We start from the raw sequence: 24,257 nt of genomic DNA, 5'->3' as shown, positions 1-24,257 counted from the left end.
CGCCGGAGCGAGTGTCAACTTCGGGACACCGGACCGTCCCCACCCGCCGGCCGCCCCTCCCCGAGACCGCTCTCGGCGAGGATCCGGTCCAGGCTCTGCCGGAGGGTGCTGTGCTCGCCGATCACCGCCTCCGTCCCGCCGGGCAGCAGGTCGTGCGGGCGCCACCAGGCACGCATCTCGAACTCGGCAGCCGTGGGCCTGGTCGCGTGCCGCCGCAGCGTGGTGGCGAAGGGAACGTCGAGGTAGTAGCAGCGCGAGAGCCCCCGGTGCTCGTCGACCAGGCGGGTGAGCACGGGCCCGTAGCGGTCGGCGTACAGGATCCCCTCGACCACCACGTGGAAGCCCGCGTCCAGGGCGTGGCGGGCCATCAGGTCGACGAGCCCGATGGAGGCCGCCCCGGGGACGTCCTTCTCCCGCAGGACGGTGCGGCGCACGTAGTCCTGCTCGATGAGCGCCACACCGCGACCGTGTGCCGCGCGCAGACCGCGGGCGATCGTGCTCTTGCCCGAGCCCGAGTTGCCCCGGATCACCACCAGGCGTGTGTGCTCGCTTCCCGTGGGGGCCATGACCGTGACCCTACCGACCGCTCGTCGCGTCCGGTCCGGCCCGCCCTCAGCCTCCCCCTCGGGCGTTGAGCCCGGCGGCCCGGCGGGTGAGGTGGTCGCGTTCGGCGAGGTTGGGCGCCTTGAGGGCGGCCTCGGCGTACAGTCGCGCGGCTGTCTCCGTGTCGCCGTCGCGCTCGTGGAGGTGGGCGGCCACCGCGCGGTGGCGGGGCAGCGATTCGTCCAGCTCCGCGAGCGCCGCCGGGCCGGCGCGCGGACCGTCGGCCTCGCCCACGGCCACCGCGCGGTTGAGCCGCACGACCGGGCTGTCGGTCAGCTGTACGAGTTCGTCGTACCACTCGACGATCTGCACCCAGTCGGTCTCCTCCGCGGTGGGCGCCTCGGCCGGCTCCGCCTCCGCCACGCGCCCCCGCCCTCCCGGGGGAGGGAGCGGCCGCGCGTGGCGGGTTCCGGGCGGCGGAGCCCGCGCCTCAGGCTCCCGGCAGGACGTTCTCCAGCGCGTGGGCGGGGTCGCGCAGAAGGGGCTCGAAGACGAACTCGGCGGCGCCCAGCAGCACCGGCAGGGGCGTGGACGCCGCCTCGAACCGGGTCCCCTGGAGCCGGGCGACGATGGAGTCCTGGAGGTGGGAGCGGAGTTCGGCCCCGGCGAGCTCCAGGTAGCCGCTGAGGAGCCCGGAGAACACGACCACCTCCGGGCTCAGGATGTTGACCAGGCTCACCAGGCCCGTCCCCAGGCGGTTGGCGACGTCCTGGACGGCCCGCTGGGCCTTCCGGTCCCCGTCCCGTGCCCGGCGGACGACCTCCTCGGGTGTCGTGGCGCCGGGACCGCCGTCGCCGGCCAGGGACGCGACCAGCGCGCGTCCGTCGCAGTACAGCTCCAGGCACCCGCGCTGGCCGCACGGGCACCGGGGGCCGTAGGGGTCGAGGGCGAGGTGTCCGGCCTCGAACGCGTGCCGGAGCCCTATCGGCGATCCCGGCTCGGACACGATCGCCGCGCCGATGCCGACGTGTTCGCAGTGCAGCGCCAACATCGTGGTGGCTCCCCGGCCCGCCCCCCTGTGGAGTTCGGCCATCGCGGTGAGCGCGGCGTCGTTGTGGACGGTGACGGCGAGTCCGGCGGGGAGGAGCTCCTCCAGCAGCCCGGCGAGGGGGAGGTCCTCCCAGTGGAGGTAGAGCGAGGACAGGATCGCGAGCCCGCCCGCGTCCACCACCCCCGCGACGCCCACGGCGAGGCCGAGGCAGTCCCCACCTGAAGGACTGGGCGGAGAGCCACGGGCTGGACCCCCGGCAGGTGATCGAGGCCTCGCCCGGAAGGACGAACGCCGAGCTCGTCGCCGAGGTCGCACCCCACCTGGACGCCGTCGCCGAGGCCCGCAGGATGGTCGAGCGCGAGGTCGAGGACACCGGCGGGATCACCGCGTGCGCCGGCGCCGCCGAGCTCGTCGCGAGCCTGCCCCGCGGTTCCTGGGCGATCGTGACCTCCGGGCACCGGCCCGTGGCGCTCGCCAGGCTCAGGGCCTCCGGCCTTCCGGTCCCCGAGGTCCTCGTCACGGCCGACGACGTCCGCGTCGGCAAACCCGCCCCGGAGGGGTACCTCGCCGCCGCCCGCAGGCTCGGCGTCCAGGCGTACGAGTGCCTGGTGATCGAGGACTCCGCCGCGGGCCTGCTGGCAGCCGAGGCCGGCGGGATCAGGGCCATCGCCGTCACGGACGGGAAGGGCGGGCCCCACGCGCCCCGCGACCACTCCGTGAGCTCCCTCGCGACGCTCGGGATCGACGTGGCCGCCCATGGCGGCTGAGGGCCCCGCCCGCGGAACACCGGTCGTCCGGTCCGAATGGGCGGCGATCTTCCTGCTGTTCCTGCTCCTCGGCCTCGTCACCGCTGCGCCGGGGGCCGCCCTGCCGAGCCTGCGCCACGCGTACGGCCTCTCCGACCAGGGGGGAGGATGGCTGGTGAGCGCCTACAAACTGGGAGCCCTGGCCGCGATCCTGGTATGCGGTTTCGGCAACCGCTACTTCTCCCGGAAGACCGCGCTCCGCGCGCTCCTCGTCCTCTTCGCGGCCGGCGCCGTCGTCATGGGGGTGGCGCAGGCCTGGTTCCTGTTCTACGCGGCCACCGTCGTGGCGGGCGCCGGCTACGGAGGGCTGGTCCTCTACCTCAACTCGATCGTCGCCCAGCGCACCGACGAGAAGAGCTTCCTCATGCTCAACCTCATCAATGCCGTGTTCGGCGTCGGGGCGATCATCGGGCCGCTGGCCGTGAGCGCCGCGGGCGGGTACGTCAACCTCGTCTTCCTGGCGGCCGGCGTCCTCGCCCCCCTGGTGGTCAAGGTCGGCAACCTCACGCACGCGTCCCCAGCCCGGGCGCGGAGGACACCGAACCCGTTCAAGCCGCTCAACCCGCTCGTCCTCGCCTTCGTCTTCCTGGGCCTCTTCTACGCGGGGATGGAGACCGGCGTCGGCGCCTGGGAGGCGACCCATCTCAGCCGGGTGGGCTACAGCGCGTCCGCCGCGGAGCTGCTCTCCTCCCTGTTCTGGGTCGGCCTGTGCGTGGGCAGGTTCGTCATCCCCCTGGTCACGCGGACCCGGTCGCCGTACGGGATCACCGGTTTCTCGCTGGTCGCCGCCACCGCCTCACTGCTGGTGGCCGCGAGCCCGGATCTGGCGCCCGCCGCCTACGCGGCCTGCGGGTTCTTCCTCGCGCCGGTCCTCCCCGCGATCCTGAAGTGGATCGCGGAGACCGTCGAGGACAACCAGACGGCCAACTCCCTCATGTTCACCTCGTCCATGGTGGGGAGCGTCCTGCTCCCCGGCTTCATCGTCGCGGCCGACGACCTTCCGGCGCCGAGCGCGATCCCGTTCTCCATGGCCCTGATCGGGGTGCTGGCGATGGCGACGGCCCTCCTCGTCCCCGTGGTCGCCCGGAGGGCCGGTGCGCCCGGGGCCGGTGGCCGCGCCGAACCGAGTCGGCGAAAGGAGTGAGGGACCGCGGAGCCGACACGGCCGGTCGTCGGCCGGGCTTGATCACACGTGCGCGCCCAGGAACGGAAGGACGACATCGGCCATGTCGTCGGGTACTTCCTCCGCCAGATCGTGGCCGGCGTCGAAGACGTGTCCGGTGACGTCGTGGGCCATGAGCCGCATCTGGGACTCGTTGCGATCGCCGATGAACGCGGACCCGCCGAGAGCCAGGACCGGGATGTCCAGTTTCTTCTGTGCGGCCTGCCGGTTCTGTTCGGCGTCGACGAGCATCGCCCGGTAGATCGAGAGCATCGCACGGATGCCGCCGGGCATGGAGTAGCAGCGCACGTATTCCTCGACCGCGTCGGGGGTGGCGGTGTCGGGGTGGCTGCGCTCGGACTTGATCATGTAGGTGATCAGCTCGCGCTCGTGCCCGCTGATCAGCATCTCCGGCACGTCGGGCTGGAAGTAGAAGCCCAGGTGCCACAGGTGCATGCCGCTGGAGACGTTCTCGGGCGTGAGCGCGGTGTGGTCCTCGAAGCCGAATCCGGGGAACAGGGCCTCGGCGAACACGAGAGCGGTGACGCGGTCGCGGTGGCGCGCGGCGAGCTGGTAGCCGATCACCGCGCCCCAGTCCTCTCCCGCCACCGCGTATGTCTCGTGTCCGAGGTGGGCCATCAGTCCGGCGATGTCGTCGCCCATCGTCGCGGAGTCGTAGCCGTCCGCCGGGCGGGCGGAGTCGCCGAGACCGCGCAGGTCGGGCACGACGACGGTGTGGTGGGGCGTCAGCTTCGGGACGAGGTGGCGCCAGTGGTAGCCCGTCTTGGGCACGCCGTGCAGCAGCACCACCGCGGGGCCGGTCCCGGCCGTCCGGTAGTGCAGACTCGTTCCGTTGACGGCGGCACGGCCGGTGCGGAGGTGCGTTCCGTCGTGGTCGAACATCAAGTTCTTCTCCTTCTCTGTGTGTACTGCGAGGTGCGGGTGTCAGCGGGTCCGGGGAGAGCCGGTGAGGACCACCAGGCGGCCCGGGCCGGCGTCGGCCCCGGTTCCCCGGGTAGCGGAGCCGCCGACCGGTCGCAGGGTGACGTTCTCCGGGTAGAGCCGGCCGAGCAGTGCCAGGAGGACGAGGTCGTTCTGCCCGGCGGCGTCCAGGGTCGTCTCGCCCGCTCGCGTCCACACCAGTCCCGGTGCGCTCAGCGCGGACCACACGGCCGTGGCGCGGGTCCCGGTGCCGGGGTGCGCGTCGCCCGCCCCGGGGTCCGGCCGGTGGGCGTAGCGGTGGCCGCGCAGGGCCTGGCCGAGATCGACGCGGACGGTGGCGCCGCCGCCGGTGACCTCGATGCGGGCCGTGCGGGTCCCGTCGACGGGCAGCCCGGTGGCGGTGCGTGCGGTGAGCGGCCCCGGCGCGGGGTCTGAGGGCGGCAGGTCCTCGACGGGGGTGCGGGGCGCGGCGTAGTAGTCCTGCTCCTCGGCGACGTATGTGACGGGTCCGTCGGCGGCGGGGGAGGAGCGCCAGGTCAGCAGGTGCCGGGGCGCGGTCAGGGGCGGACGGTCGAGAACGGCGGGCAGGGCGGTGCCGCCGCCCGCCTCGAAGCCGTAGCCGGCGGGGCCGCCGGTACCGGTGACGGCATGGCGGGCGAAGGCCACGATGCTGGAGTGCCTGATCCGACGGACCAGCAGTTCGGTGAGGAAGGCGTCGCGGGCCGGTTCGGTGTGCCGCAGCCCGGACGGGGTGGTCAGGAGCGGCACGTCCTGCCAGTTGGTGAAGGGCAGGAGGGCGTCGCGGAGCAGGACGACCTGGTGCAGCCACTCGTTGTAGAGCTGCATGGCGACGGGCCCGCCGCGCGGGCCGCGGAGCAGGAGGTCGGCTGCGGGAGCGGTGAGCAGGTGGCCGTAGCAGTGGCTGCGCACGACCAGCGGTCCGGCGGGCAGCGGTACCGGGTCGGTGAGCAGCCTCTCCAGGGACGCGGCGGCCCAGGAGGCCAGCTCCCGGCCGATCGTCTCGGCCTGGGCGCCCAGTTCGCGTACTGCCGAGGCGCTGTCCGGGCCGACGACCAGCGGCAGGGAGGCCTCCCGGGTGCCGAGGGCGAGCGTCGCACGGATCTGGGACTCCAGGACCGGGCGGTCGGCTGCGGTGAGGCGGCCGGCGTCGATGACGCCCTGCAGCAGCGGTTCGGCGGCGGCTAGGAGGTCGCGGGCGGTCAGGGCGGCGCCGTCCGCGGGAAAGGTGTTCCAGCGGCTGCCGCCGAGAGGGGGCGTGCTCCGGGTGGGGGCAGGGGACATGGGTCCTCCTCGGTTGTCGGTGGCGCGGGATCGGCGGCCGCGCGCTCGCGGCCTCCGGCGCCTTTCTTGATCGTCCGATACAGATTCAAGGCATGAAGCAGTCAGTCGAGGGAGGCCAGCGCGACCTCCACGAGGGGCTCGAGGGCGCCGGCGTCCGGCGTGACCTTGGCGGAGACCAGCAGTCCGTTGAGGAAGGTGATGAGGAAGGCGGCGAGGGTGTGCGGGTCGTGCCGCGCCGAGATCTCGCCCCGCTCCGCCGCGGCCGCCAGCACCTCGGCCAGCGCCTCCCGGCTCGCGTCCTGCACGTCCCGCACGATGCGCCGGACGGACGGCTCCTCCGGCAGGCGCTCGCAGGCGGCGTTGACCATCAGGCAGCCCCTGCCGTCGTGCTCCACGGCGATGCGCACCCGTTCCGCCAGCAGCCCCCGGACCGCCGAGCGGACGTCCGCCCCCTCCTCCAGGCTGCGCAGGGCGGCCGCCGCGAGGGTGGAGCGGTAGTGCTCCAGTGCTGCCCGGTACAGGCCGTGCTTGTCGCCGAACGCGGCGTACAGGGACCCCTGTCCCACCCCCAGGTGCTGGGTCAGGTCGCGTACCGAGGTCGCCTCGTAGCCGCGCGTCCAGAACAGCTCCATGGCGCGGCCCACGGCCGCCTCGGTGTCGAACTCACGGGTTCTTGCCATGGCCCCACCGTAACCTATCTGGATCGCACGTTCAAGAAAAGGGTCGGGGGTCCGTCCCGCAAGTGCGGCGCGGCGTGGGCGGCCCCGCGGTCGTGTCCGGGGCCCGGCCTGCCCTGACGACTGTCCCGACCGGTGATCGACGGGCCGGTACCCGTGGAGCCCGGAAAGGGGGTCGGGCACCTCGGGCCGCGAGTCACGTGCCCGGCTCCGCGGAACCCGGCGACCGCCCGGCGCTCCAGGTCGACCGGCGCCGGAGCGCAGAAGAGGGGAGGGCGCCCCCGGTCGGGCCCGGGGACGCCCTCCCCTGTCCGGGTGCGGCCGTGGGCGAAGGCTCAGCCGTTCTCCTTGGTGAGGCGTTCGACGAGCAACCTCTTGCCCTGGTCGCCGGCCTTCTGGTTGTTCTCCTGGATCCTCCGGAACCAGCGGGCGAGCTCCTCGTCGCCCTGGCGCTCGGCGTCCTCGATGTAGCCGTCCAGGCGCCACACGTTCTCCAGCGACTGGTGCACGGCCCAGACCAGGTTGTAGTTCTTGTCCTTGAGCGGGCTCTCCGGCTCGGCCATGACAACCTCCTCGGTCTCGCGGTTTCTTCGGCCGGGACTCCACTGCCCTGACCCGCCGGGAGGTACACACCGCCGTGCGCGACGACGGCGGAGCCCCGCCCCCGCCCCGCTCCGGTGAGTACAGGACCCGGGCGCGGCTGCGGAAACCCCCTCGAAGACGGAGCCGATGACGGGTGGCAGCCGTCGGCGCAGGGCGCGGAGGAAACGGCTGCCGCCGGGCGGAGGCATGGCCTGGCGGCAGCCGGACGGCGGCCCCGGAACCGCGCCGGGCCGGTTCCCGTCGTGATGGCGCCGTTTCCACGCCGACGGGGCCGGAGGCGACCGCAGGATTTCCCGGCGTGTGTCTCCCGTCGGGGGAGGCGTGTCCTGTACGGCGGTGCCTCCAGGCCGGGAGACGCGGGCGCCGTGGGCCCCGCCTCTTCCCGTGGCGGCCCTCAGGCGGCCGTGTCCATGCCCAGGTCCTTGCGCAGCTGGTCCAGGGTCGCGCGAAGGAGGCGGGAGATGTGCATCTGGGAGTAGCCCAGCCGTTCGGCGATCTCGGTCTGGGTGTGGTCGTGGAAGTAGCGCAGCATGAGGATGTGGCGTTCGCGCTCGGGAAGGCGTGCCAGGGCAGGTTTGAGGGCCTCTCGGTCGACCACCAGGTCCAAGAGGTGGTCCTCGCAGCCCAGGTGCTCCTCCAGGGAGGGCGTGGCCTCCCCGTCGGACTCGGAGCCGTCGGGCGCGTCCAGTGACAGGGACCGGTAGAGGTCGGAGATCTGGCGGACCTCGTCCAGCTGCTCGCGGGTCATGCCGAGCTTGTGCCCGAGTTCGTCGCCGGTGGGCGTGCGTCCCAGTTCCTGGGTCATCTCCTGCCGGGCCTGGTGCAGGCGGATCCGGTTCTCCTGGGCCGACCTGGGCACCCGTACGGCCCAGGTGTGGTCGCGGAAGTGGCGCTTGACCTCGCCGGACGCGGTCGGCATCAGGTAGCCCAGAAAGGGCACGCCCCGTGCGGGGTCGAAGCCGCGGATGGCCTTGCACAGGCCCACCATCGCCGTCTGGTACAGGTCCTCCACCGGTTCCCCGCGCCCTCCGTAGCGGTGCGCGATCCGCTTCATGGCCGGCGCGTAGTGGGACACGACCCGCTCCCTGAGCGCGCACGCCCGGGGGTCGTCCTCGTCGAGGGCCTTGAGCTGTCGCAGGAGGGCTTCGCCCGGGTCCTGCTCGCCCGGTCCCGGTCGGCGCGGCGCCGGGATCAGGGGTCTGCTGTCGGAGGAGGAGCTGGCTGGAAGCGCGTCGGTGTCGGTGACGGACAAGAGGGACCCCCCGAAAGTTCGCCTTGTATGTCACTGCCGCGACGGCAGGGCACGGCATTCGAGTGCCGTCTCCATCCTTCCCTCAGGAATGGGACTAAAATGTATAGAGGTAACTTTTAGTGTTTAATTGCCATAAATAAGACATTTGACGCAGGAGTAATGGGGCGGGAGGTCGACGAGCCCGAGGCGCTCCCCCAGGCCTGCGAGGGCACGTCGACGGCCTCCCGCTCCCGGCGACGGCGTCGCGCGCCGTCCCTCATCCCCTGCCACGAGAACCACGGCTCAAACACGCCCCTTCCGACACACGGCGAGAAACCGTTCCGCTCCGGCGGGGGAGGGACTGTGCGCCCACGCGGGGCGGATCCGGTCGCCGGAGCGTCGAACAGTTCCACGGGTGCCTCCGGACGACGGCAGCCCCCGGCCACGCGGCCGAGGGCTGCGACGGGACACTTCCGGCGCGTCACGCCCGGGAGGGCGCCGGGGGCGCCGGTCCCCGGGGGTGCTCCCGGCGTCCCGGCGTGTGGTCGCCGCGGTGGTCTCCCGGTTCGCCCCGGGCCCGGCCCCGGCGCCTCCCGAGGCGGGCGCAGACGCTCAGAGGAGCATCGACCAGTAGGCCCGGAACGCCTGGCCGACCGCGCCGACCACCACCAGCGCCCACACGGTGAGCACGACGGTGTGGTTGCGGGCCAGCAGACCGACCGGGCCGGCGAGCCACCGGGGCGTCGGCAGGTGCCCGGAGCGCACGTTGTGCAGGGTGACGTACCAGAAGACCGGGATCGTCACCGCCCACACGACCATGCAGTAGGGGCACAGCGCGCCGATGCGGTACAGGCTCTGGAAGATCAGCCAGTGCACGAGAACGGCGCCGGCCAGCACGCCCGCCTGGAGGCCGAGCCAGAACCAGGGCCGGAACCGCGCCCCCGCCAACAGCGCGGCGCCGACGGTGGTGACCACGGCGAAACAGGCCACGCCGATGATCGGGTTCGGGATGCCGAACGCTTCGGCCTGCGGGGTGGCCATGACGGTGCCGCAGGAGAGCACCGGATCGAGGCTGCACGCGGGCACGTGCCCGGGGTCGGCCAGCACCCGGATCTTCTCCACCAGCAGAGCCGTCGACGCGAGGAGTCCGACGGCGCCGCCCACGGCGAGCAGCCAGGGCAGGGCCAGGCTGATGACGGGTACCGCCGCACCGGGCGGAGGGGTCGCGGAGGGGCGGGACGGGGCGGGTGCGCTCATCCCTCCAGCTCCGCGTCGATCATGGCCGAGAGCGCCTCGTAGCCGGGCATGCTCGGGGTGGGACGGCCGTTGACGAAGATGGTCGGGGTGCCCCGTACGCCGAGCGCGACGCCGTCCTCGAAGTCGGACCGCACGCGCTCCAGCGTGGCCGGGTCCTCCACGGTCTCGGTGAACTCGTCCGTGTCCAGGCCCAGCTCCTCGGCGAAGCCGACGAACACCTCGGACTGGGACTCCCGGGATTCGCCCCACTCGGCCTGGGTCTCGTACATCCGGACGTACATCTCCTCCAGCGCGCCCTGCTGGGCGGCGGCCTCCACGGCCGCGGCGGCGGGCTCGGAGTTGGTGTGACCGGGCATGGGGAAGTAGCGGATGACCGTGTTGATCCGCCCGTCGTAGTCCTCGCGGATCCGCTCCATCACCGGGAACTGGGCGCGGCAGGCCTCGCACTCGAAGTCGAGGAACTCCACGACCGTCACCGGGGAGTCCTCCACCCGGTCGAGGTAGCGGCTGTCCTCCCGCACCAGGAGCCCGGCGGGCGCGGTGGGCGTGCCCTCCGGACCGGCGGGGCCGCCCCGGGCGGTCGGGGCGGTCGGGGCGCCGCCGCGGTCGTGGAGGACGAGGAGGAGGCCGAGGCCGATGACGGCGACCATGATCAGGCCGAGGGTGATGCCGAGGTTCTTGCTCATGCGGTTGTCCTGGGGTTGCGGGGGCGCGTCGGAGCGCGCCCGGGAGACGGTCACGTGAAGGGGCCGCGCGGGGCGCGGCAGGCCTCCTCCGCGCGGGGCGCGCGGAGGGGGTGGGGTGACCGTGTTCTAGACCCGTTGGACGCAGAGCAGCGTCAGAAGCCCGTACCCGTGGGGGGCGTGGGGCGTGCGGCCGGCGGGGCGCGCCGCCGGGCCCGGTCGCGGGGCCGCCAGGAGCGCGCAGACCAGGATGGCGCCGAGGGCGAGGAGGAACAGGGGCGGCGCGGTGGGCAGCCCGTGTCCCTCCGTCGCCTCGCACGGGTGCGTGGCCTGCGCGGCCGGGTCCTCGGACGCGGACCCCCGGGTCTGCTCCGGGCAGTCGGCGGCGGCTGCGGCGGACGCGGGCTGGGCGATCGGCCCCGTGCTGTGGCACAGGGCGCAGACGAAGCACATGACCACGAGGGCGATCAACGGCACCGCGAGGATGCGGTGCCGCCGCGTCGAGGTGTGCCGGTCCATGACAGGGACTCTAGCGGTGGTGCCGGCGGGGCGCCGGGCGGATGCCCGACAAGGCCCGTCCGGGCGGGTCCCGGCGGGCGCGGGGGGTGCCCGCACGGACGGCCGGGGGCCTTCGCGGCCCCGCGCGGGTTCCCGGCGGGCGCCCGCCGCCTCGGGCGGGCGGCCCCTCAGGGGTGCAGGACGATCTTTCCCACGTGCCCCCGGCGGGCGAGTTCCTCCTGGGCGCGGGCGGCCTGGTCCAGCGGGAACGCCGCGGCGATCACGGGTCGGATCGCGGCCCGGCGGGCCAGGTCCATGAGGAGGGCGAAGTGCGTGGGCGTGTGCATGGCCGAGCCGATCAGCTGCGCGTTGTGCAGGTAGAGGCGGCGCACGTCGAAGGACGCGCCGTACCCGCCGAGCGCCCCGGCGACGACCCACCGGCCGCCCTCGCGCAGGAGCGGGAGCCCCTCGTTCAGCAGGTCCCCGGCGACCACGTCGAGTGCGACGTCGATGCCCTCCGGGACGGCGGCGCGGACCTGCCCGACGACGTCCCGGGCGCGGTCGACGACCTCGTGCGCGCCCGCCTCGCGCACCGCGTCGATCTTGGACCCGCTGCTGACGGCGACCACCCTCGCGCCGCGCGCCCGGGCGATCTGGATCAGCGCGAGACCGACGCCGCCGGAGGCCCCCGACACCAGGACGGTCTCCCCCTCCCGCATCCGGCCCCGCTCGATCATGCCCAGGGCCGTGCCGTAGGCGGTCGGCAGCGCCGCGAGCTGGTCGTCCGTGAGCGGGGACTCCGTCACGTCGTGGGCCTGCTCCGCCGGTGCGGTCACGTACTCGGCGTAGCCCCCGTCGCGCTCGCTCCCCATCAGGCCGACCGGGTTCGCGTCCGGCTCCCCGGTGTCGTAGATCGCCGGATCGACGACCACCCGGCGGCCGACGAGGGCCTCGTCCACGCCGGCGCCCGCCGCCGCGACCCGGCCGGCCACGTCGGCCCCCTGGATGCGCGGGAAGCCGATCGGGCCCCGCCAGCCCGACAGCGCCTCCGGGTTCCCCGGGCGGCCGTAGGCGCCCTCCCGGGTCCACAGGTCGGTGTTGTTCAGCGCCACCGAGCCGACCCGGACCAGCACCTCTCCCTCCTGCGGGGCGGGCACGGCCACCTCCGTCAGCTCGAGGACCTCCGGTCCTCCGTGCTCCGCGATCCGTACCGCGCGCATGGTCTCGGACACGTCCATCGTCTGAACCTCCTCGTGGGTATACCGATCGGTGAACTTCTGCCACGGTACACCGATCTGTAAACTGCTGTCACGGCGTACCGAACAGAGAGGGTGCCCGATGCAGGAAGCACAGCCCATGTCACCGGCGGGCCGCCGTATCGCGGCGGCGGCCGAGGAGCTGTTCTACAACCGCGGGATCACGGCGGTCGGGGTGGACCTGATCGCCGAGCGCTCGGGTGTGACCAAGCGGACCCTGTACAACCAGTTCGGCTCGAAGGACCGCCTCGTGGCGGTCTACCTCGCAGAACGCGACCGGCGCTGGCGCTCCCTCGTCCGCGCCGCCGTCGACGCCTGCGAGGACCCCCTCGAAGCCGTCACGGCGCCCTTCGAGGCCCTGCGGACCTGGAGCGGGGCCAACGCGCGCGGATGCGCGTTCATCAACGCGCTGGCCGAGCTCCCCGACCCCGCGCATCCCGCGCACCGCATCGCCGCGGACCAGAAGCTGTGGCTGCTGCGCCTGTTCGGGGAACTCGCCGCCGCGGCCGGCCGCCCGGACCCCGCCGCCCTCGCCACCCGGCTGCTCGTGCTGCACGAGGGAGCCCTCGCCGTCCAGCCGCTCCCGATCGACGCCCTGGCGCAGACCGCCGACCTCGCGCGAGCCCTGGTCCGGTCCGGCGCGCCGCCCGGCCGGTGACGGTGCCGGGCCTCCGGCGATCGGGCCCGCGGGGGCAGGCGTGCGCAGGGCGGCGGACGCCGTATCGGAGTACCCGCCCGCTCCGGGGGTGTGCCGCCGTGCGGTCGCGGTGTCCCCCCGGCCGGGAACGGGCCACGGGCGGCGGGTCGGGCCCGCGGGGGAGGGGCGACCCCTTCCCCGCGGGCCCGGGACCGGTCAGGCCACCGGCTCCTCGGCGCGCTCCCGGACGGCGCCGTCCCCGTCCTCGCCCGTGGGGCGGCCCGGGGCGACGATGCCCTGCTCGACCGCCATCTCGCGCAGCAGCGGGTGCGTGGTCCACAGCGTCGGCAGCATGACCAGGCCCACGGGGACCGCGGTCACCACGATGAAGGACTGCAGGGCCTGGATGCCGCCGTCCCCCACCAGGAGCAGCGCGACCGCGGCCAGGCCCATGCCCACGCACCAGAACGCGCGGACCAGGCCCGAGGGCTCGCCCGCGTGCATGCTGGAGACCGAGATGGCGTAGGACATCGAGTCGAGCGTGGAGGCCAGGAAGATCAGCGCCACGAGCACCATCAGCACGCCCAGCGCCCCCGTCAGCGGGAGCGCCTGCAGGATGGCCAGCGCCGCGGCGGGCAGGCCGTCCTCGTTGTAGGGGCCCGTGATCGTTCCGGGCGAGCGCTGCTCCAGCCAGATGCCGGTCCCGCCCAGGGCGGTGAACCAGCCCATGGTCACCACCGAGGGCACCACCGTCGCGCCGACGTAGATGTCGCGCACGGTGCGGCCCCGCGAGATGCGGGCGAAGAAGACCGCCATCATGGGCCCGAAGCCCAGGAACCAGCCGAAGAAGAACAGCGTCCAGTACCCGAGCCACTGCTCGTCGCCGCCGTACAGGGCCATCGGCAGGAACTCCTGCGCGTGCACGACGCTCGCCTGCACGAACAGGTCCAGGACGAAGGGCAGGGAGGCCATGCCGACGATGGCGGCGATGAGGGCCAGGGCCACCCAGACGTTGGCCCGGCTCAGCAGCTGGATGCCCTTGTGCAGGCCGCTCAGCACCGACACCGCGGCCACGGCGGTCAGGCCCAGGATGATCAGGGCCTGGACGGGATAGGTGTCGGGCAGCCCGAACAACCGGCTGCAGATGTAGGAGATCTGCAGGCCCAGGAAGCCGATGGGCCCCACGGTCCCGGCGATCACGGCGATCACGCAGCTGATGTCGGCGACCGCGCCGATCCAGTGCGTGCGCACCCGCTCGCCCATGAGCGGCCACAGCAGGGTGCGCGGGCGCAGGGGCATGCCCTTCTCCACCCCGCGCATCATGACCAGGGTGGCCAGCGCGCCGCCGATCGCCCAGCCGATGAAGCCCCAGTGGACGAAGCTCTGCGCCAGCGCGTAGGCCGCGCCCTCCGGCCCGCCCGACAGGTCGGCGTACTGCGGGGGCGGGGAGGCGTAGTGGGCGATGGGCTCGGCCGCCGCCCAGAACACCCCTCCCGCGGCCAGCAGGGTGGTGACGATCATCGCGATCCAGGTGAACCTGCCGAACTCCGGCGAGGAGGTCCCGCCCATGCGGACCCTGCCGTAGCGGGAGAAGGCCAGGATCGTCATCACGACGAAGGTGGCCAGCATCAGGAGCTGCCAGTAGGCGCCGAACCAGCGCGCGGACCAGACGAAGGCCGCGTCGACGACGGCCCCCACCGCACCGGGGGAGGCCAGGGACGCGGTGACGAAGACGACCATGAAGACGCTGGTCACGCCCATGACCCAGGGATCGGAACGTCTGCCTCGCGCGGACGCGCGTGAGCGCAGAGTGGAGAACATGGAGTAGAGGAAGCCCCTCGAATGGAAGCACCGGCCGGGACACGCCGCGGCCGGCATCTGAAGGCCCGTGGCTGCGCGCGCGGAGGCCGCCGGGAACGACGCCCGGTCTCACTGCCGGCGCAAGAGGTGCTGCACGGGGCCGGCGGGGGGCCGAGAACGGTCCCGCCGGGTCGTCGACGGGCACGGGCGGAAGGGGACGAGGGGAAGACCCCGGGGCCCGTGCCCGCCGGCGCGACGACGACTGTCCACATTACCGCAGGCCCCGGTATCGGCCCGTGTGAGGGCGGACACGGTCGACGCGCCTCCGGCTCTCCTCCACCAGGAGGAGCCGGCCCGCCGGCCTCGGCGACACCTGCGTACGGGCAGTGCCCGGGACGCTTGTGGCGCGCGTCCTGTGTCCGACCGCAGGCTGATACCCGTCCGGTCCGGGAGGCGCCGGGGCGCTTCGCCCTCACGGACCTCGGAGGGGCACACCGACCCTTCGTCCGGCGGCGACCGCTCCTGGCGGGAGCCGTGGAAGCGGGCGGTGAGCGGTCCGGCCCCCCGGTGGAGCCCCCGACCTGTCGGCGGCCGGGCCGGGAGGAAGCGCTCCTGTCCCTGGCCTAGGACCTGTCGGCGGTCGCCGTCCCGGACGGTGCGGTGCGGGCGGCGGAGTCGATCACCTCGCCCAGAGCCCGGCGGACCTCACGTGTGAGGGGGGCGGTCCAGCCCCTGCCGTCCGCGCTGAAGTGGGCGACGAGGGCGCCGGTGGACGCCGGACGGGCACGGATGCCCAGGTGGCGGGCGAGCCCCGTGTCGCGGCTCCCTGCCGCGTCGACCACGTGCCCCTTCACGGGGCCGAAGGCGAGCTCGCGTGGCCGCGGCAGCGGGAGGTACTCGAAGAACGGGACGATGTTCTCCGGGTCCTCGAAGGCCGGGTTCATCGACCTGACCGCCTCGGTGGGGAGGAGGGAGTGCCGCCGGCTGCCGAGCACGCCGTCCCGGACGGCGCCCGCATAGGCCTCCGACAGGCCCTCGGTCGGCCTCGGCACCGGGATGTATGCGGGCACCATGCACGGCCCCAGAGGCATCTCTCCGCGGGGCCGGTCGCGTCTGGCGAACATGGTGCTGAAGACCAGGTGGTCGCCGTCGCCCACGTGCGGGTCCATCGCGCAGGCGAGCGCGGCCAGAAGGACGACGAACAGCGTGCCTCGGTAGGTCCTGGCCAGCCGTTCGGCAGCGGCCCTCAGGTCGGGCGCGAGGAATTCCTCCCGGAACGCGAAGGGCTCACTCTCAGGACCGGGCCGCACGGAGGCGAACCGGGCGCGACCGACCGCGGAGGACCACCAGCGCTCGGCCGCGTCCCGGTCAGATCCGGACCGTCTCAGCTCCTCCACCGCGTACTCCCGGTACTGGGCGGGAGCGGGGGGTACGTCGGCGCCGCCGAGCGCTGCCGTGTACAAGGCGGCGAGCTCGCCCAGGACTCCCCACAGCGTCGTCGGGTCGGAGACCAGGTGGTGGAGGTGGAGCGAGAACACGTGCGCCTCCGGCCCCCGGCGCGCCAGCCTGGCACTGAGAGGGGAGCGTTCCTGCCGGACGGGGGCGTGGGACCACCCCTCGGCCGCCAGGACATCGTCCTCGTCGACGAGCTCGATCGCGCTCGTGCTGTCGGAACGGACCACTTGGAGGGGCTCGGACCCCCGGTCGACCACCAGGCGGGTGCGCAGCAGTTCATGCCGGCGTACGAGTTCCCGGAAGGCGCTCGTCAGGGTCGGGACGCACAGCGGCCCCGCGAACTCGAGCACGGCGTTCACCGAGAAGTACACCCCCGTTCCGGTGCCGGGTCTGCGCTTCTCGCTCGCGAGGACGTAGCGCTGCCATATCGAGGCGGGCCAGACGGTCTCCGTCGTCATACGGCGCCCTCCCCGGTCCTCCCGGTCAGGATCCCGGAGTAGTCGGGGACGTTCGCCGTGGCGTCCAGGAGCCGGAGGTGGGCCTCGTGGAGCTCGTCGACGGCAAAGCCGTTCCCCTCCCACCTCTCGAACGGGATGCCGAACCCCTTCCCCTCCCACAGCTCGGCGTTGCGGCGCTCATGGTCGCCGAAGGGTTTCAGGAAGACCACCGGCGTCGCCGACCACAGTGAATCGAGCAGGGTTCCGCCGCCGGGTTTGCTCACGGTCGCGATGGCGGCCCCGGCCAGGTCGAAGGAGCTGTGGTGGTCGGCCCCGCGGGTGTAGCGGATCGGTCGCCCCGGGCGCACACGCCCGAGAGGCGGGTAGCCGTCGTCCAGCCATGGATGCCAGTCGGGATCCACCATGTGATAGCGCACACGGGGGGCGTCGAGCACGTCCTGTGCCTCGTAGGCGATCACGTCCAGCGCGAAGCCGAGGGCGCTCAGCCTGCGGGCCTGTTCACGGTACGTCCCCATGCCCCAGCCGCCGCCGTGGACCAGGAGCCGCTGTTCCCTCTCGGACCAGGCGGGGGCAGGCTCCCTGCTGACCGGGATGCTGCACGGGATCGTGCCGTTCTCCGCGTCGGCGAGTCGGACGTGGGTGACGTCGAGGCCGGAGGTGTCCGCTCGGCGGAGCGACGGCGACGGCACCGAGTCGACGTGGCAGACGTGTACCCGGGGCGGTCGGTCGCACCGTGCGGCGTACCGTGCCACGATCGGGAGCCAGAACCCGGAGAAGACGACGAGCGTGTGGACACCTCCTCCCCGCCACGACCGGAACAGCTCCTCGACGGCCTCCTCCTCCACGGCCTTCGACGGGTCCGCCGCGATGCCCCGGCCTGCCAGGGCGACACGGAAGTCCCGGTGGAAGGCCCATTTCATCTTCTCGGTCGTAACACGCTTCTGCTCGGGAAGCAGCCGTTCCAGCACGGTGACTCGAATGTCGCCGCCCTGCTCCCGCACACGGCGGGCGAGTAGAAGTCCGGGCACGTGCACTCCCAGCGCGACACCGGAGGTGAGGACCTCGATCATCGGTCGTCCTCTCCCACCCCGTCGAAGAGTGTCTCCAGACTCGCGAGAAGCTCCCGCCGCACGTGGCCCGCCACGGACTCGTGCTCCGGTCCGGACCCACCGCGGGGCACCGCTTCGACCAGCATGATCAGGTACAGGTAGCACCGGTACAGCGCGAGACGGCCCCGGGAACGGGGGTCCAGGTCGGCCGTACCGCCCGCGGCCCGGTACCCCCTGAGAAAGGCCCGGTCATCGGCGATGTCGCCGAACAGGGCCAGCGACACCATGTCGGCCAGCGGATCCCCCCAGAAGGCGCGCTCACCGTCCACCAGCCCGGTGATCCTCGGACGGGGCCCGGTGTCGTCCACGAGGATGTTGCCTCCCCACAGGTCGAAGTGGACCAGGGCCGGGGTGTGGACGTCGTCCAGCAGGTGAGCCCGGGCGTGTACCAGTTCCCTGATACGGCCGGCGGGGGCCGGCAGGGGTGCGGCGTAGCGGCGGGCATCCGCCAGTACCGAGTCGACCATGGACAGGAAGGCGGAACGCCAGTCCGGGGCCAGCCCTGCCTGCGGGTAGCCGAAGGCGTCCCCGGTGATTCCGTGCAGGTCCGCCACCAGGCCGCCCAGCTCGGTGCGCAGCCCGTCCCAGTCGCTCTTGCCGGTGTGCCGGCGGCGTGAGTACAGGGTCTGCCCCGGAAGGTGCGTCATGAGCAGGAGGTCGCCGGCGACCGCCTGCCGGTCGAAGTCCGCATGCACCACCTCGGGAACGGGCAGGAGGCCGGCCGTGGTGCTGTAGAAGAGCTCCTCCGTGCGCGTCAGCCCGTACTCGTAGTTCATCCTCGGGGCGGACGGATGCGGCGCGACCTTCAGGACCAGGTCGGGTCCGCCCGTCAGGCGTACCCGGTAGGTGCTGTTGAAGGTCCCCTCCGCCAGCTCCTCGTGGGTGTCCAGCCGCTCGGGGTCGATCCCCGCCGCGGTGAGCACGGCCCGCACTCCCGCGCGGTCCACCGCGATCCGATCCTCCGGTCTCACTGTGCCTCCTCTGTCCGGTTCTTGCAGACGGCGTCCCGGTGGATCGCCGCCATCGTCTCGATCCGCCGAGCGGCGGCGGCGAGATCGAGGCCGGGCGCGCAGTGCCCCGTCAAGAGGGCTCCGCGAATCGTGTCGAACTGGTGGTCGTAGTACGCCACGGGGGCGAACGAGCGGATCTCCGTGGACCCGTCGGAGTGCCGGATAGCCAGATTCATCGGCAGGGCCCCCGCGACCGGCCGGAGGAAACCGCGTACTCGCACGGTGGCGCCGGTGAAGGCGAACTCGTGCTCGGCCACGTGCCGGTCGCCGAAGCCGCAGTCCAGTTCCGCGCGGACGCCGTTCGGCCAGCTGAGCCGCGCGTGGAAGGAGGTGTCGGCTCCGTCCCCGTTCTGCGACCCGATGCGGCCGTTCCTCCCGGAGCAGTCCAGGCCCGCCGTGGCCTGGACGGCCTGCAACCAGTATCCGGCGCTGTCGTGGAAGGCTCCGCCGCCGAGTTCCGGCCTCAGCCGGTAGTTCCCCGGCCCCGGTACGGAGAAGGAGATCCCGGTGCGGATGGACCGCAAAGGCCCGTAGGCGCGCTCGGCGATCATCCCGTGCACCACGGCCTGCCACGGATGCCCCGCAGTCGGCACCGCCTCGACGACCTGTACGCCGTTCGCCTCGGCCGCCCGGCGGACATCCGCCAGTTCACCGGGGAACAGGCACAGCGGTTTCTCCACCACGACGTCCTTGCCCGCCTCGGCGGCCCGTACCGTCCATGCCGCGTGGGCGCCGCTGTGCAGGGAGATGTACACGGTGTTGACGTCCGGGTCGGCGATCAGCTCCGCGTAGTCGTCGTGGACCAGCGGGATGCGGTTGCGGGAGGCGTACGCCGCCGCACGGTCGCGGTCGCTCGCCGCCACCGCACGCACGGTCGTGTCCCCGTGTCGACGGCTGGGCCCGATCACCGCCCGTTCGGCGATCCGGGTCGCCCCGATCAACCCGATGTCAAGCCGCACCGGTGACACCGCCCCACGGCGTCATGCCCGCCGCCTCGGCGGCTTCCACCGTTCGCGCTCGCATGGGCTCCACCTCGTCCGGCGGGCAGAGCAGGGCGCAGTACACCCGTCCTCTGGGAGGAGCGAGCACGCTGCCGCCCAGCACGAGCACGCCCGGGCGGGCGCCTCCCCCGTACAACACTCCGGTTCGGTGCAGGCCCTCGACGAGATCGCGGACGCCGCGGTTCGGGGGCACCCCCAGGTCGAGTTGCCACAGCCAGCAGCGCAGACCGCGCTCGGCGGCACGCGAGTCGAGGGCGAGCGCGACCAGCCCGAGTGAACGGCGCGCGTTGATCTCCAGGAGCGGGATCAGCGTCCCGTCCGCGAGCAGCATGGAATCCACCCCGACCGGACCCCAGTAGCCGGCACGGGCCAGGGCGCCGGCCACGGCCTCCAGCACCTCCGGGTAGCCCTCTTCCTCCAGCCGGGCGCCGAGGCCGTCGGAGGGCGGTCCCGAGCCGATGTGGCGAAACCCCCGGTTGACGCTCGTCCGGACCCCGAGCAGTTCCCATGTGCCGTCACGAGCGACGCGCAGGTGGGCTGAGAAGTCGCGGTACCGGTCGTAGCGCTCCTGCACCACGAGTTCAACACGTCTTCCCCGGGCCGTCTGCCGGTCCAGGGTGCGTCGGACCGCCTTGAGGACGCGTGGTGAGGACACCTCCAGCGCCCCCTTCCCGGAGACGCCGTAAGGATCCTTCACCACCGCATCGTGGCCGAGTCCGGCGACCGCCTCGTCGAGTTCGTCCGTCGAACGCACCACACGGCCCGCCCCGGGCAGGCCGAGCTCCTGCACGAGCGCGTTCGACCACGACTTGGAGTTGACCCGGGCCACGACGTCCGTCGCGGGCATTCCTCCGCCCAGGCCGAGCCTGTCGGCCAGGAACCGGGTCTCCTCACGTACCGCCCAGGGCTCCAGGGCGACATATCCGCCCAGTAGCTCCGAGACGTCGGGCGCCTCCGCCAGAACCTGTTCCACGGGCCGGTCGACCGCCGCCTCGACCCGGTGGTGCGCGAAGCCGACGCCGAGGGCGGAGTACCCGTCGCGGACGCCGGTCGCCATCGGGTGGCGGGTGACGAGCAGGTCGTCCGGTCCGCAGAACGCCGCGAGCAGCTCGTTCATGGTCTCCACGGCCCGCTCGGCATGCGGGTCCCGGAGCGCGGCGCCCGGCAGCTCGGCGAGGTCCGACGGTCGCCACGACCGCTCGGCGTCGAAGGTGCCGAGGTGGATGCCCCCGCCGCCCCTCACCGGGCGCCCACCGACTTCACCTCTGCCACGAAGGCGGTGAACTGCCGTACCGAACGCAGGTCGTCGAGCTCCAGGTTCTCGTAGTCGAGTTCGATGTCGAAAGCGTCTTCGATGCCCAGCAGGAACGAGATCATCTGCAGGGAGTCCAGTCCGTGCTCCTCCACGAGATCGCTCTCGGGGTCGATGCCGTCCGCGGTGAGGCCGTTCGACAGCACGTCCGCGAGCACGGCACTGATGCGGGCTTCGTCGTCGTTCATGTCTCATGCTCCGTTGAGGTAGAGAAGGATGCACTTCGAGCAGACGGGCATCATGCCGCTGGCTGCCAGGGTCTTCCTGACCTCGCGGAACGAGGAGCTGTGCCACAGCTCGGCCACGCCGGTCCGGTACAGGTTGCCCACGACGAACTCCGGGAAGAACTTGCAGGAGCTCACGTTGCCGTCGGCGTGCACCTCCAGCCGGTTCGACACCGCGAGGCAGGTGCTGCGCTTCTGGGCCGGGCGCGAGGTGCCGAGGAGGAAGGCCTCGACCTCCTCCTCTTCCAGCTGGGGCTGGTACCGGATGCGGGCCCGCCACTGCCGTTCGGTCAGACGGCGCATCGAGTCGCGCAACACCGGGAACTGCTCGGGAGGGAGCCGGTAGGTGTAGGAGTGCCAGGTCGGCTTCCGTGTCCCCGTGTCGGGGTTCAGCCAGGAGAACGACTCCTCGTAGAGCCGGTCCATGGCCTCGGCCACCTCAGGGCTGATGTACCACGGGAACTGGAAGTAGACCGTGTTGACTCCCAACTCCTCGGCCCACTCCATGAACTCGTACATCTTGCCGACCGTGGTGTGGGAGACCATGCAGGACAGCGAGACCTCGCCGTGGAACCTCTTCTCCCGCTTGAGGTCGAGCATCGTTCGGATGTTGTCCACGGTGCGCCGGAAGGTGCCCTTTCCGCGCAGCGCCTCATGCTCCTCTTCGAGGCCGTCCAGGCTGACGAGGAGGTTGAGGTTCTCACCGATGCGGAGCAGGTCGTCCAGTTTCCGTTTGAACAGCAGCCCGTTGGTGCACATGTTGACCGTGCGGGGATAGCGCTCCAGCAGGTCGACCACCTCGCCGAAGCGGCTGTGCATGAGCGGCTCCCCGCCCCACAGGAAGAGCTTGGACCGCCGCCCGGCGGTGGTGCGCAGCACGTCCTCGATGATGCCGACGTCCAGTTCCGTCTTCTGCTTCTGCGGGCTGAAGTCGCGGAAGAACCCCTGTTCGTTCCATTGGTAGCAGTGGACGCAGCGGAGGTTGCACCGGTAGGTGAGCTGGAGGCTCACCTCTTGTGGCAGCGGCGCCGCGTACGCCGGATCGGCCCGCCTCCCGGCGCGCGCCTCCGAGCGAATCGCCACCGTGTGCTTGATGTCGGCGAATTCCTTGGCGTTCAGTTTTCTCGTGGTCCTCGGATGCATGGTGTCGTCCCTCGATCCGTGTCGTTCCTGCGTGGTGTCCCGCGCGTCAGTCGGCGGGTGCCGACCCCACCTCCGCCGTCGTCGACAGGTCGTCCCCGATGTGCCGGTCGATCCCGCGCAGCAGCAGGACCGCGGTGCTCGCGCAAGCCCCGCCGGCCATGAGCACGGCCACGAGCCCCTCGGCGGTTCCGAGCAGGTCGCCCGCCACCGCAGCCGCGGCCCCGCCGGTCAGCGCCCCCAGGGGGAGGGCCGTGGCGGGGATCGTCCGGGCGGTCGCGTGCACCGTGCTCTGCCACTCGGGCGGGGTCAGCCTCTGCCGCAGGCTGGTGCTCAGGACGCCCCAGACGGGCAGCCAGATCGAAGAACACACCCTGATCACCGCGAAGACGACGACGGGCGCCGCCACCAGGCACAGCGGGACAGCGATCCAGGACGCCCCCTCCAGCCCCGACAGCAACAGCGTGCGGCGCACACCGATCCTTCGGGCGATGCGGTGCGCCGACATCGCCCCGGCCAGGCCCCCGAGAGCGCCGACCGCCAACAGCAGCCCCACCGCCGTGCCGGACATCCCGAGCACCCGGTACGCGAACAGCAGCAGCACCACGTCGACGGCGCCCATCCCGAAACCGCGCAGCGCGGAGGCGCACACGAGCCGGCGCAGCGCCTCGTGGCGCCAGACGAAGCCGAGCCCGTGGCGCATCCGCCCGGCGACCGGTTCCGGGCGGTGCCCGGGCCGCGGCGGCGGCTCGACCGTGCGGACACGGGTCCTTCCGAAGGCCGACAGCAGGAACGGAACCGCGTTGACGGCCACCGAGGTCGCCGGTCCGACGATGTCGACGACTGCTCCGGCCACGGCGGGGCCGATCAGCTTGGACATGCTGTCGGAACTCTGCAGCCGGGAGTTCGCGGCGAACAGCGCTCCGGGTTCGACGAGGGAGGGCAGGTAGGACTGGGCGCTGATGTCGACGAACACCATGGCCGCGCCGGCGAGTGCCGTCGCGGCGACGAGCTGGGCGAAGCCCACCTCACCGAGGAGAGCCACCGCCACGACGCCGGTGAACGCGCCGAAGCGGACGAGTTCACCGAGGATCATGACGAGCCGCCGCCGTACGTGCGCCAGGACGGCTCCGGCGAACATGCCCAGCACCGGGAAGGCCAGCCAGCCCGTGGCGGTCAGGAGCCCGACCTGGGCGCTGGACGCGTCGACCACGAGGATCGCGACGGTGGGGACGGCGAAACCGGTGAGCCGGTCGCCGGTGAAGCTCATCGTCTGGCTGAACCAGAACCAGCGGAAGTCCTGGGACAGCCGCATCGTTCCATGCGGGACCGCTCGGCGAATGATGGACACCCGTCTCCCCGGAGTCTGGTTGAGAGCGCTCCCACAGCGTCGGTACGGTAAGCGTGGTGACGGGCTCAGGACACGAAGACGCTGTTCGGGCTGAAGGAGAGGTCCGGGGTCGGGCCGGTGGGCACCTCCATCGGCTGGCCGGTGCAGTCATCGCTCTGGAACATCGCGTTGGAGCCCGCGCTGGTGTTGAGGGCCGAGTAGGCGCGACCACCCCACCCGTGCTCCACCAGGTCGACGCAGACCCCCTGCCCGGGGGGCCACGGGACGACGGTGAAGCGTTCGCCGCCGAAGCCGGTTTCCTCGAACAGGCAGAGGGTGTGGGAGAAGGGGCAGGCGTCATCGGCGGCGTACCGGGTCTCGGCCTGAGCCGTGACCGGTCCCAGCAAGAGGCTCAGGGCCGCCGCACCGGTCGCGAGAGCGCCCAACCGCCACTGCCAGGGCTTCGAATCGTTTTTCATGATCTTCCTTCCGTTCGGTTTTGCCACAGGGATGTCAGGGCGATGCGGACCTGTGGGCGAACACAACGCAATACGACGATCGGTCTGCTTCCGGGCGGACTCCCCGGGGAATGCTCATGGGAACTGATATCGCCTACGCCAGTGAGGGCACGGGGGCGGAGTTCCCTTGCAGCATGGGAACGCAGTTCTGTCGATAGGCCCTTTGTCTGCCCGAGGCGGACCGGCCGCAACGGAGTTTGCCATACGAGGGAAGCAGAATCCAGGGCGGTGTGTCGGTTTTTTGAATAATGC

General features: G+C 72.4%; 24 protein-coding genes and 1 pseudogene. 3 read left to right on the top strand and 22 right to left on the bottom strand.

The window, feature by feature from the left end; genetic code table 11:
• Positions 1-14: 14 nt before the first annotated feature.
• From ACQPYD_RS20330 to ACQPYD_RS20320, 3 genes and pseudogenes are all read right to left on the bottom strand, one after another.
• Positions 15-566: a kinase gene (locus tag ACQPYD_RS20330; protein WP_433697183.1), complete on the bottom strand. Its 552-nt coding sequence runs from the start codon at positions 564-566 to the stop codon at positions 15-17.
• A 46-nt stretch (positions 567-612) separates the two neighbouring features.
• Positions 613-948 (bottom strand): annotated as a pseudogene (locus tag ACQPYD_RS20325) (RNA polymerase subunit sigma-24); the annotation flags it as partial.
• A gap of 85 nt (positions 949-1,033) precedes the next feature.
• Positions 1,034-1,789, bottom strand: a complete 756-nt coding sequence (locus ACQPYD_RS20320) for an ROK family protein (protein ID WP_433697182.1) — start codon at positions 1,787-1,789, stop codon at positions 1,034-1,036.
• Positions 1,790-1,854: 65 nt separating this feature from the next.
• On the opposite strand from ACQPYD_RS20320, the gene ACQPYD_RS20315 reads away from it, so the two are divergent.
• Together ACQPYD_RS20315 and ACQPYD_RS20310 are read left to right on the top strand one after the other, a co-directional pair.
• Entirely contained in the window at positions 1,855-2,361 is a 507-nt protein-coding gene (locus tag ACQPYD_RS20315; RefSeq protein ID WP_433697181.1) for an HAD-IA family hydrolase, read from the top strand.
• Positions 2,351-3,544, top strand: a complete 1,194-nt coding sequence (locus ACQPYD_RS20310) for an MFS transporter (RefSeq protein WP_433697180.1) — start codon at positions 2,351-2,353, stop codon at positions 3,542-3,544. The genes ACQPYD_RS20315 and ACQPYD_RS20310 overlap by 11 nt, the downstream gene beginning before the upstream one ends.
• A gap of 42 nt (positions 3,545-3,586) precedes the next feature.
• Here ACQPYD_RS20310 and ACQPYD_RS20305 read toward each other — a convergent pair whose 3' ends face one another.
• The 9 genes from ACQPYD_RS20305 to ACQPYD_RS20265 form a co-directional block, all read right to left on the bottom strand.
• Positions 3,587-4,465 (bottom strand): alpha/beta fold hydrolase, encoded by an 879-nt coding sequence (locus ACQPYD_RS20305; protein WP_433697179.1) that lies wholly within the window; start codon positions 4,463-4,465, stop codon positions 3,587-3,589.
• 42 nt (positions 4,466-4,507) lie between these two features.
• The gene (locus ACQPYD_RS20300) at positions 4,508-5,806 is read right to left on the bottom strand and encodes a hypothetical protein (protein ID WP_433697178.1); all 1,299 of its coding nucleotides are present in this window, start codon (positions 5,804-5,806) and stop codon (positions 4,508-4,510) included.
• Between the two features lie 101 nt (positions 5,807-5,907).
• Positions 5,908-6,486, bottom strand: a complete 579-nt coding sequence (locus tag ACQPYD_RS20295; RefSeq protein WP_433697177.1) for a TetR/AcrR family transcriptional regulator — start codon at positions 6,484-6,486, stop codon at positions 5,908-5,910.
• 332 nt (positions 6,487-6,818) lie between these two features.
• The gene (locus ACQPYD_RS20290; RefSeq protein ID WP_433697176.1) at positions 6,819-7,046 is read right to left on the bottom strand and encodes a hypothetical protein; all 228 of its coding nucleotides are present in this window, start codon (positions 7,044-7,046) and stop codon (positions 6,819-6,821) included.
• Positions 7,047-7,480: 434 nt separating this feature from the next.
• Entirely contained in the window at positions 7,481-8,338 is an 858-nt protein-coding gene (locus ACQPYD_RS20285; RefSeq protein ID WP_433697175.1) for a SigB/SigF/SigG family RNA polymerase sigma factor, read from the bottom strand.
• A gap of 591 nt (positions 8,339-8,929) precedes the next feature.
• Complete coding sequence (locus tag ACQPYD_RS20280; protein WP_433697174.1) at positions 8,930-9,574, bottom strand: vitamin K epoxide reductase family protein; 645 nt, start codon at positions 9,572-9,574, stop codon at positions 8,930-8,932.
• Entirely contained in the window at positions 9,571-10,260 is a 690-nt protein-coding gene (locus ACQPYD_RS20275; protein WP_433697173.1) for a DsbA family protein, read from the bottom strand. The genes ACQPYD_RS20280 and ACQPYD_RS20275 overlap by 4 nt, the downstream gene beginning before the upstream one ends.
• 126 nt (positions 10,261-10,386) lie before the next feature.
• On the bottom strand, positions 10,387-10,776 hold the full coding sequence (locus tag ACQPYD_RS20270) for a hypothetical protein (RefSeq protein ID WP_433697172.1): 390 nt from the start codon (positions 10,774-10,776) through the stop codon (positions 10,387-10,389).
• 167 nt (positions 10,777-10,943) lie between these two features.
• Positions 10,944-11,993 carry a zinc-binding dehydrogenase gene (locus tag ACQPYD_RS20265; protein ID WP_433697171.1) on the bottom strand — a complete coding sequence of 350 codons (1,050 nt, stop codon included), beginning with the start codon at positions 11,991-11,993 and terminating at the stop codon, positions 10,944-10,946.
• Positions 11,994-12,093: 100 nt separating this feature from the next.
• On the opposite strand from ACQPYD_RS20265, the gene ACQPYD_RS20260 reads away from it, so the two are divergent.
• Positions 12,094-12,669: a TetR/AcrR family transcriptional regulator gene (locus tag ACQPYD_RS20260; protein ID WP_433697170.1), complete on the top strand. Its 576-nt coding sequence runs from the start codon at positions 12,094-12,096 to the stop codon at positions 12,667-12,669.
• A gap of 195 nt (positions 12,670-12,864) precedes the next feature.
• Here the strand turns inward: ACQPYD_RS20260 and ACQPYD_RS20255 are convergent, their stop codons facing one another.
• The 10 genes from ACQPYD_RS20255 to ACQPYD_RS20210 form a co-directional block, all read right to left on the bottom strand.
• Positions 12,865-14,469 (bottom strand): BCCT family transporter, encoded by a 1,605-nt coding sequence (locus tag ACQPYD_RS20255; RefSeq protein ID WP_433697169.1) that lies wholly within the window; start codon positions 14,467-14,469, stop codon positions 12,865-12,867.
• A 602-nt stretch (positions 14,470-15,071) separates the two neighbouring features.
• The gene (locus tag ACQPYD_RS20250; RefSeq protein WP_433697168.1) at positions 15,072-16,361 is read right to left on the bottom strand and encodes a condensation domain-containing protein; all 1,290 of its coding nucleotides are present in this window, start codon (positions 16,359-16,361) and stop codon (positions 15,072-15,074) included.
• Entirely contained in the window at positions 16,358-17,431 is a 1,074-nt protein-coding gene (locus ACQPYD_RS20245; protein WP_433697167.1) for a hypothetical protein, read from the bottom strand. Before ACQPYD_RS20245 ends, ACQPYD_RS20250 begins: the two co-directional genes overlap by 4 nt.
• Entirely contained in the window at positions 17,428-18,441 is a 1,014-nt protein-coding gene (locus ACQPYD_RS20240) for a phosphotransferase family protein (RefSeq protein WP_433697166.1), read from the bottom strand. The genes ACQPYD_RS20245 and ACQPYD_RS20240 overlap by 4 nt, the downstream gene beginning before the upstream one ends.
• Complete coding sequence (locus ACQPYD_RS20235) at positions 18,438-19,439, bottom strand: Gfo/Idh/MocA family protein (RefSeq protein ID WP_433697165.1); 1,002 nt, start codon at positions 19,437-19,439, stop codon at positions 18,438-18,440. Before ACQPYD_RS20235 ends, ACQPYD_RS20240 begins: the two co-directional genes overlap by 4 nt.
• Positions 19,429-20,724, bottom strand: a complete 1,296-nt coding sequence (locus ACQPYD_RS20230; protein WP_433697164.1) for a hypothetical protein — start codon at positions 20,722-20,724, stop codon at positions 19,429-19,431. Before ACQPYD_RS20230 ends, ACQPYD_RS20235 begins: the two co-directional genes overlap by 11 nt.
• A complete protein-coding gene (locus ACQPYD_RS20225; protein WP_433697163.1) occupies positions 20,721-20,981 on the bottom strand; it encodes an acyl carrier protein in 261 nt (86 codons plus the stop codon). The genes ACQPYD_RS20230 and ACQPYD_RS20225 overlap by 4 nt, the downstream gene beginning before the upstream one ends.
• Before the next feature lie 3 nt (positions 20,982-20,984).
• Positions 20,985-22,160: a radical SAM protein gene (locus ACQPYD_RS20220; protein ID WP_433697162.1), complete on the bottom strand. Its 1,176-nt coding sequence runs from the start codon at positions 22,158-22,160 to the stop codon at positions 20,985-20,987.
• Positions 22,161-22,206: 46 nt separating this feature from the next.
• Complete coding sequence (locus tag ACQPYD_RS20215; protein WP_433697161.1) at positions 22,207-23,472, bottom strand: MFS transporter; 1,266 nt, start codon at positions 23,470-23,472, stop codon at positions 22,207-22,209.
• A gap of 101 nt (positions 23,473-23,573) precedes the next feature.
• On the bottom strand, positions 23,574-23,966 hold the full coding sequence (locus ACQPYD_RS20210) for a peptidase inhibitor family I36 protein (protein WP_433697160.1): 393 nt from the start codon (positions 23,964-23,966) through the stop codon (positions 23,574-23,576).
• Positions 23,967-24,257 lie beyond the last annotated feature (291 nt).

This window comes from Nocardiopsis sp. CA-288880 (assembly GCF_050955985.1).
Classification (GTDB): Bacteria; Actinomycetota; Actinomycetes; order Streptosporangiales; family Streptosporangiaceae; genus Nocardiopsis; species Nocardiopsis tropica.
Note: the sequence above shows the minus strand (reverse complement) of the source record. Positions and strands in the feature narration are given on the sequence as shown.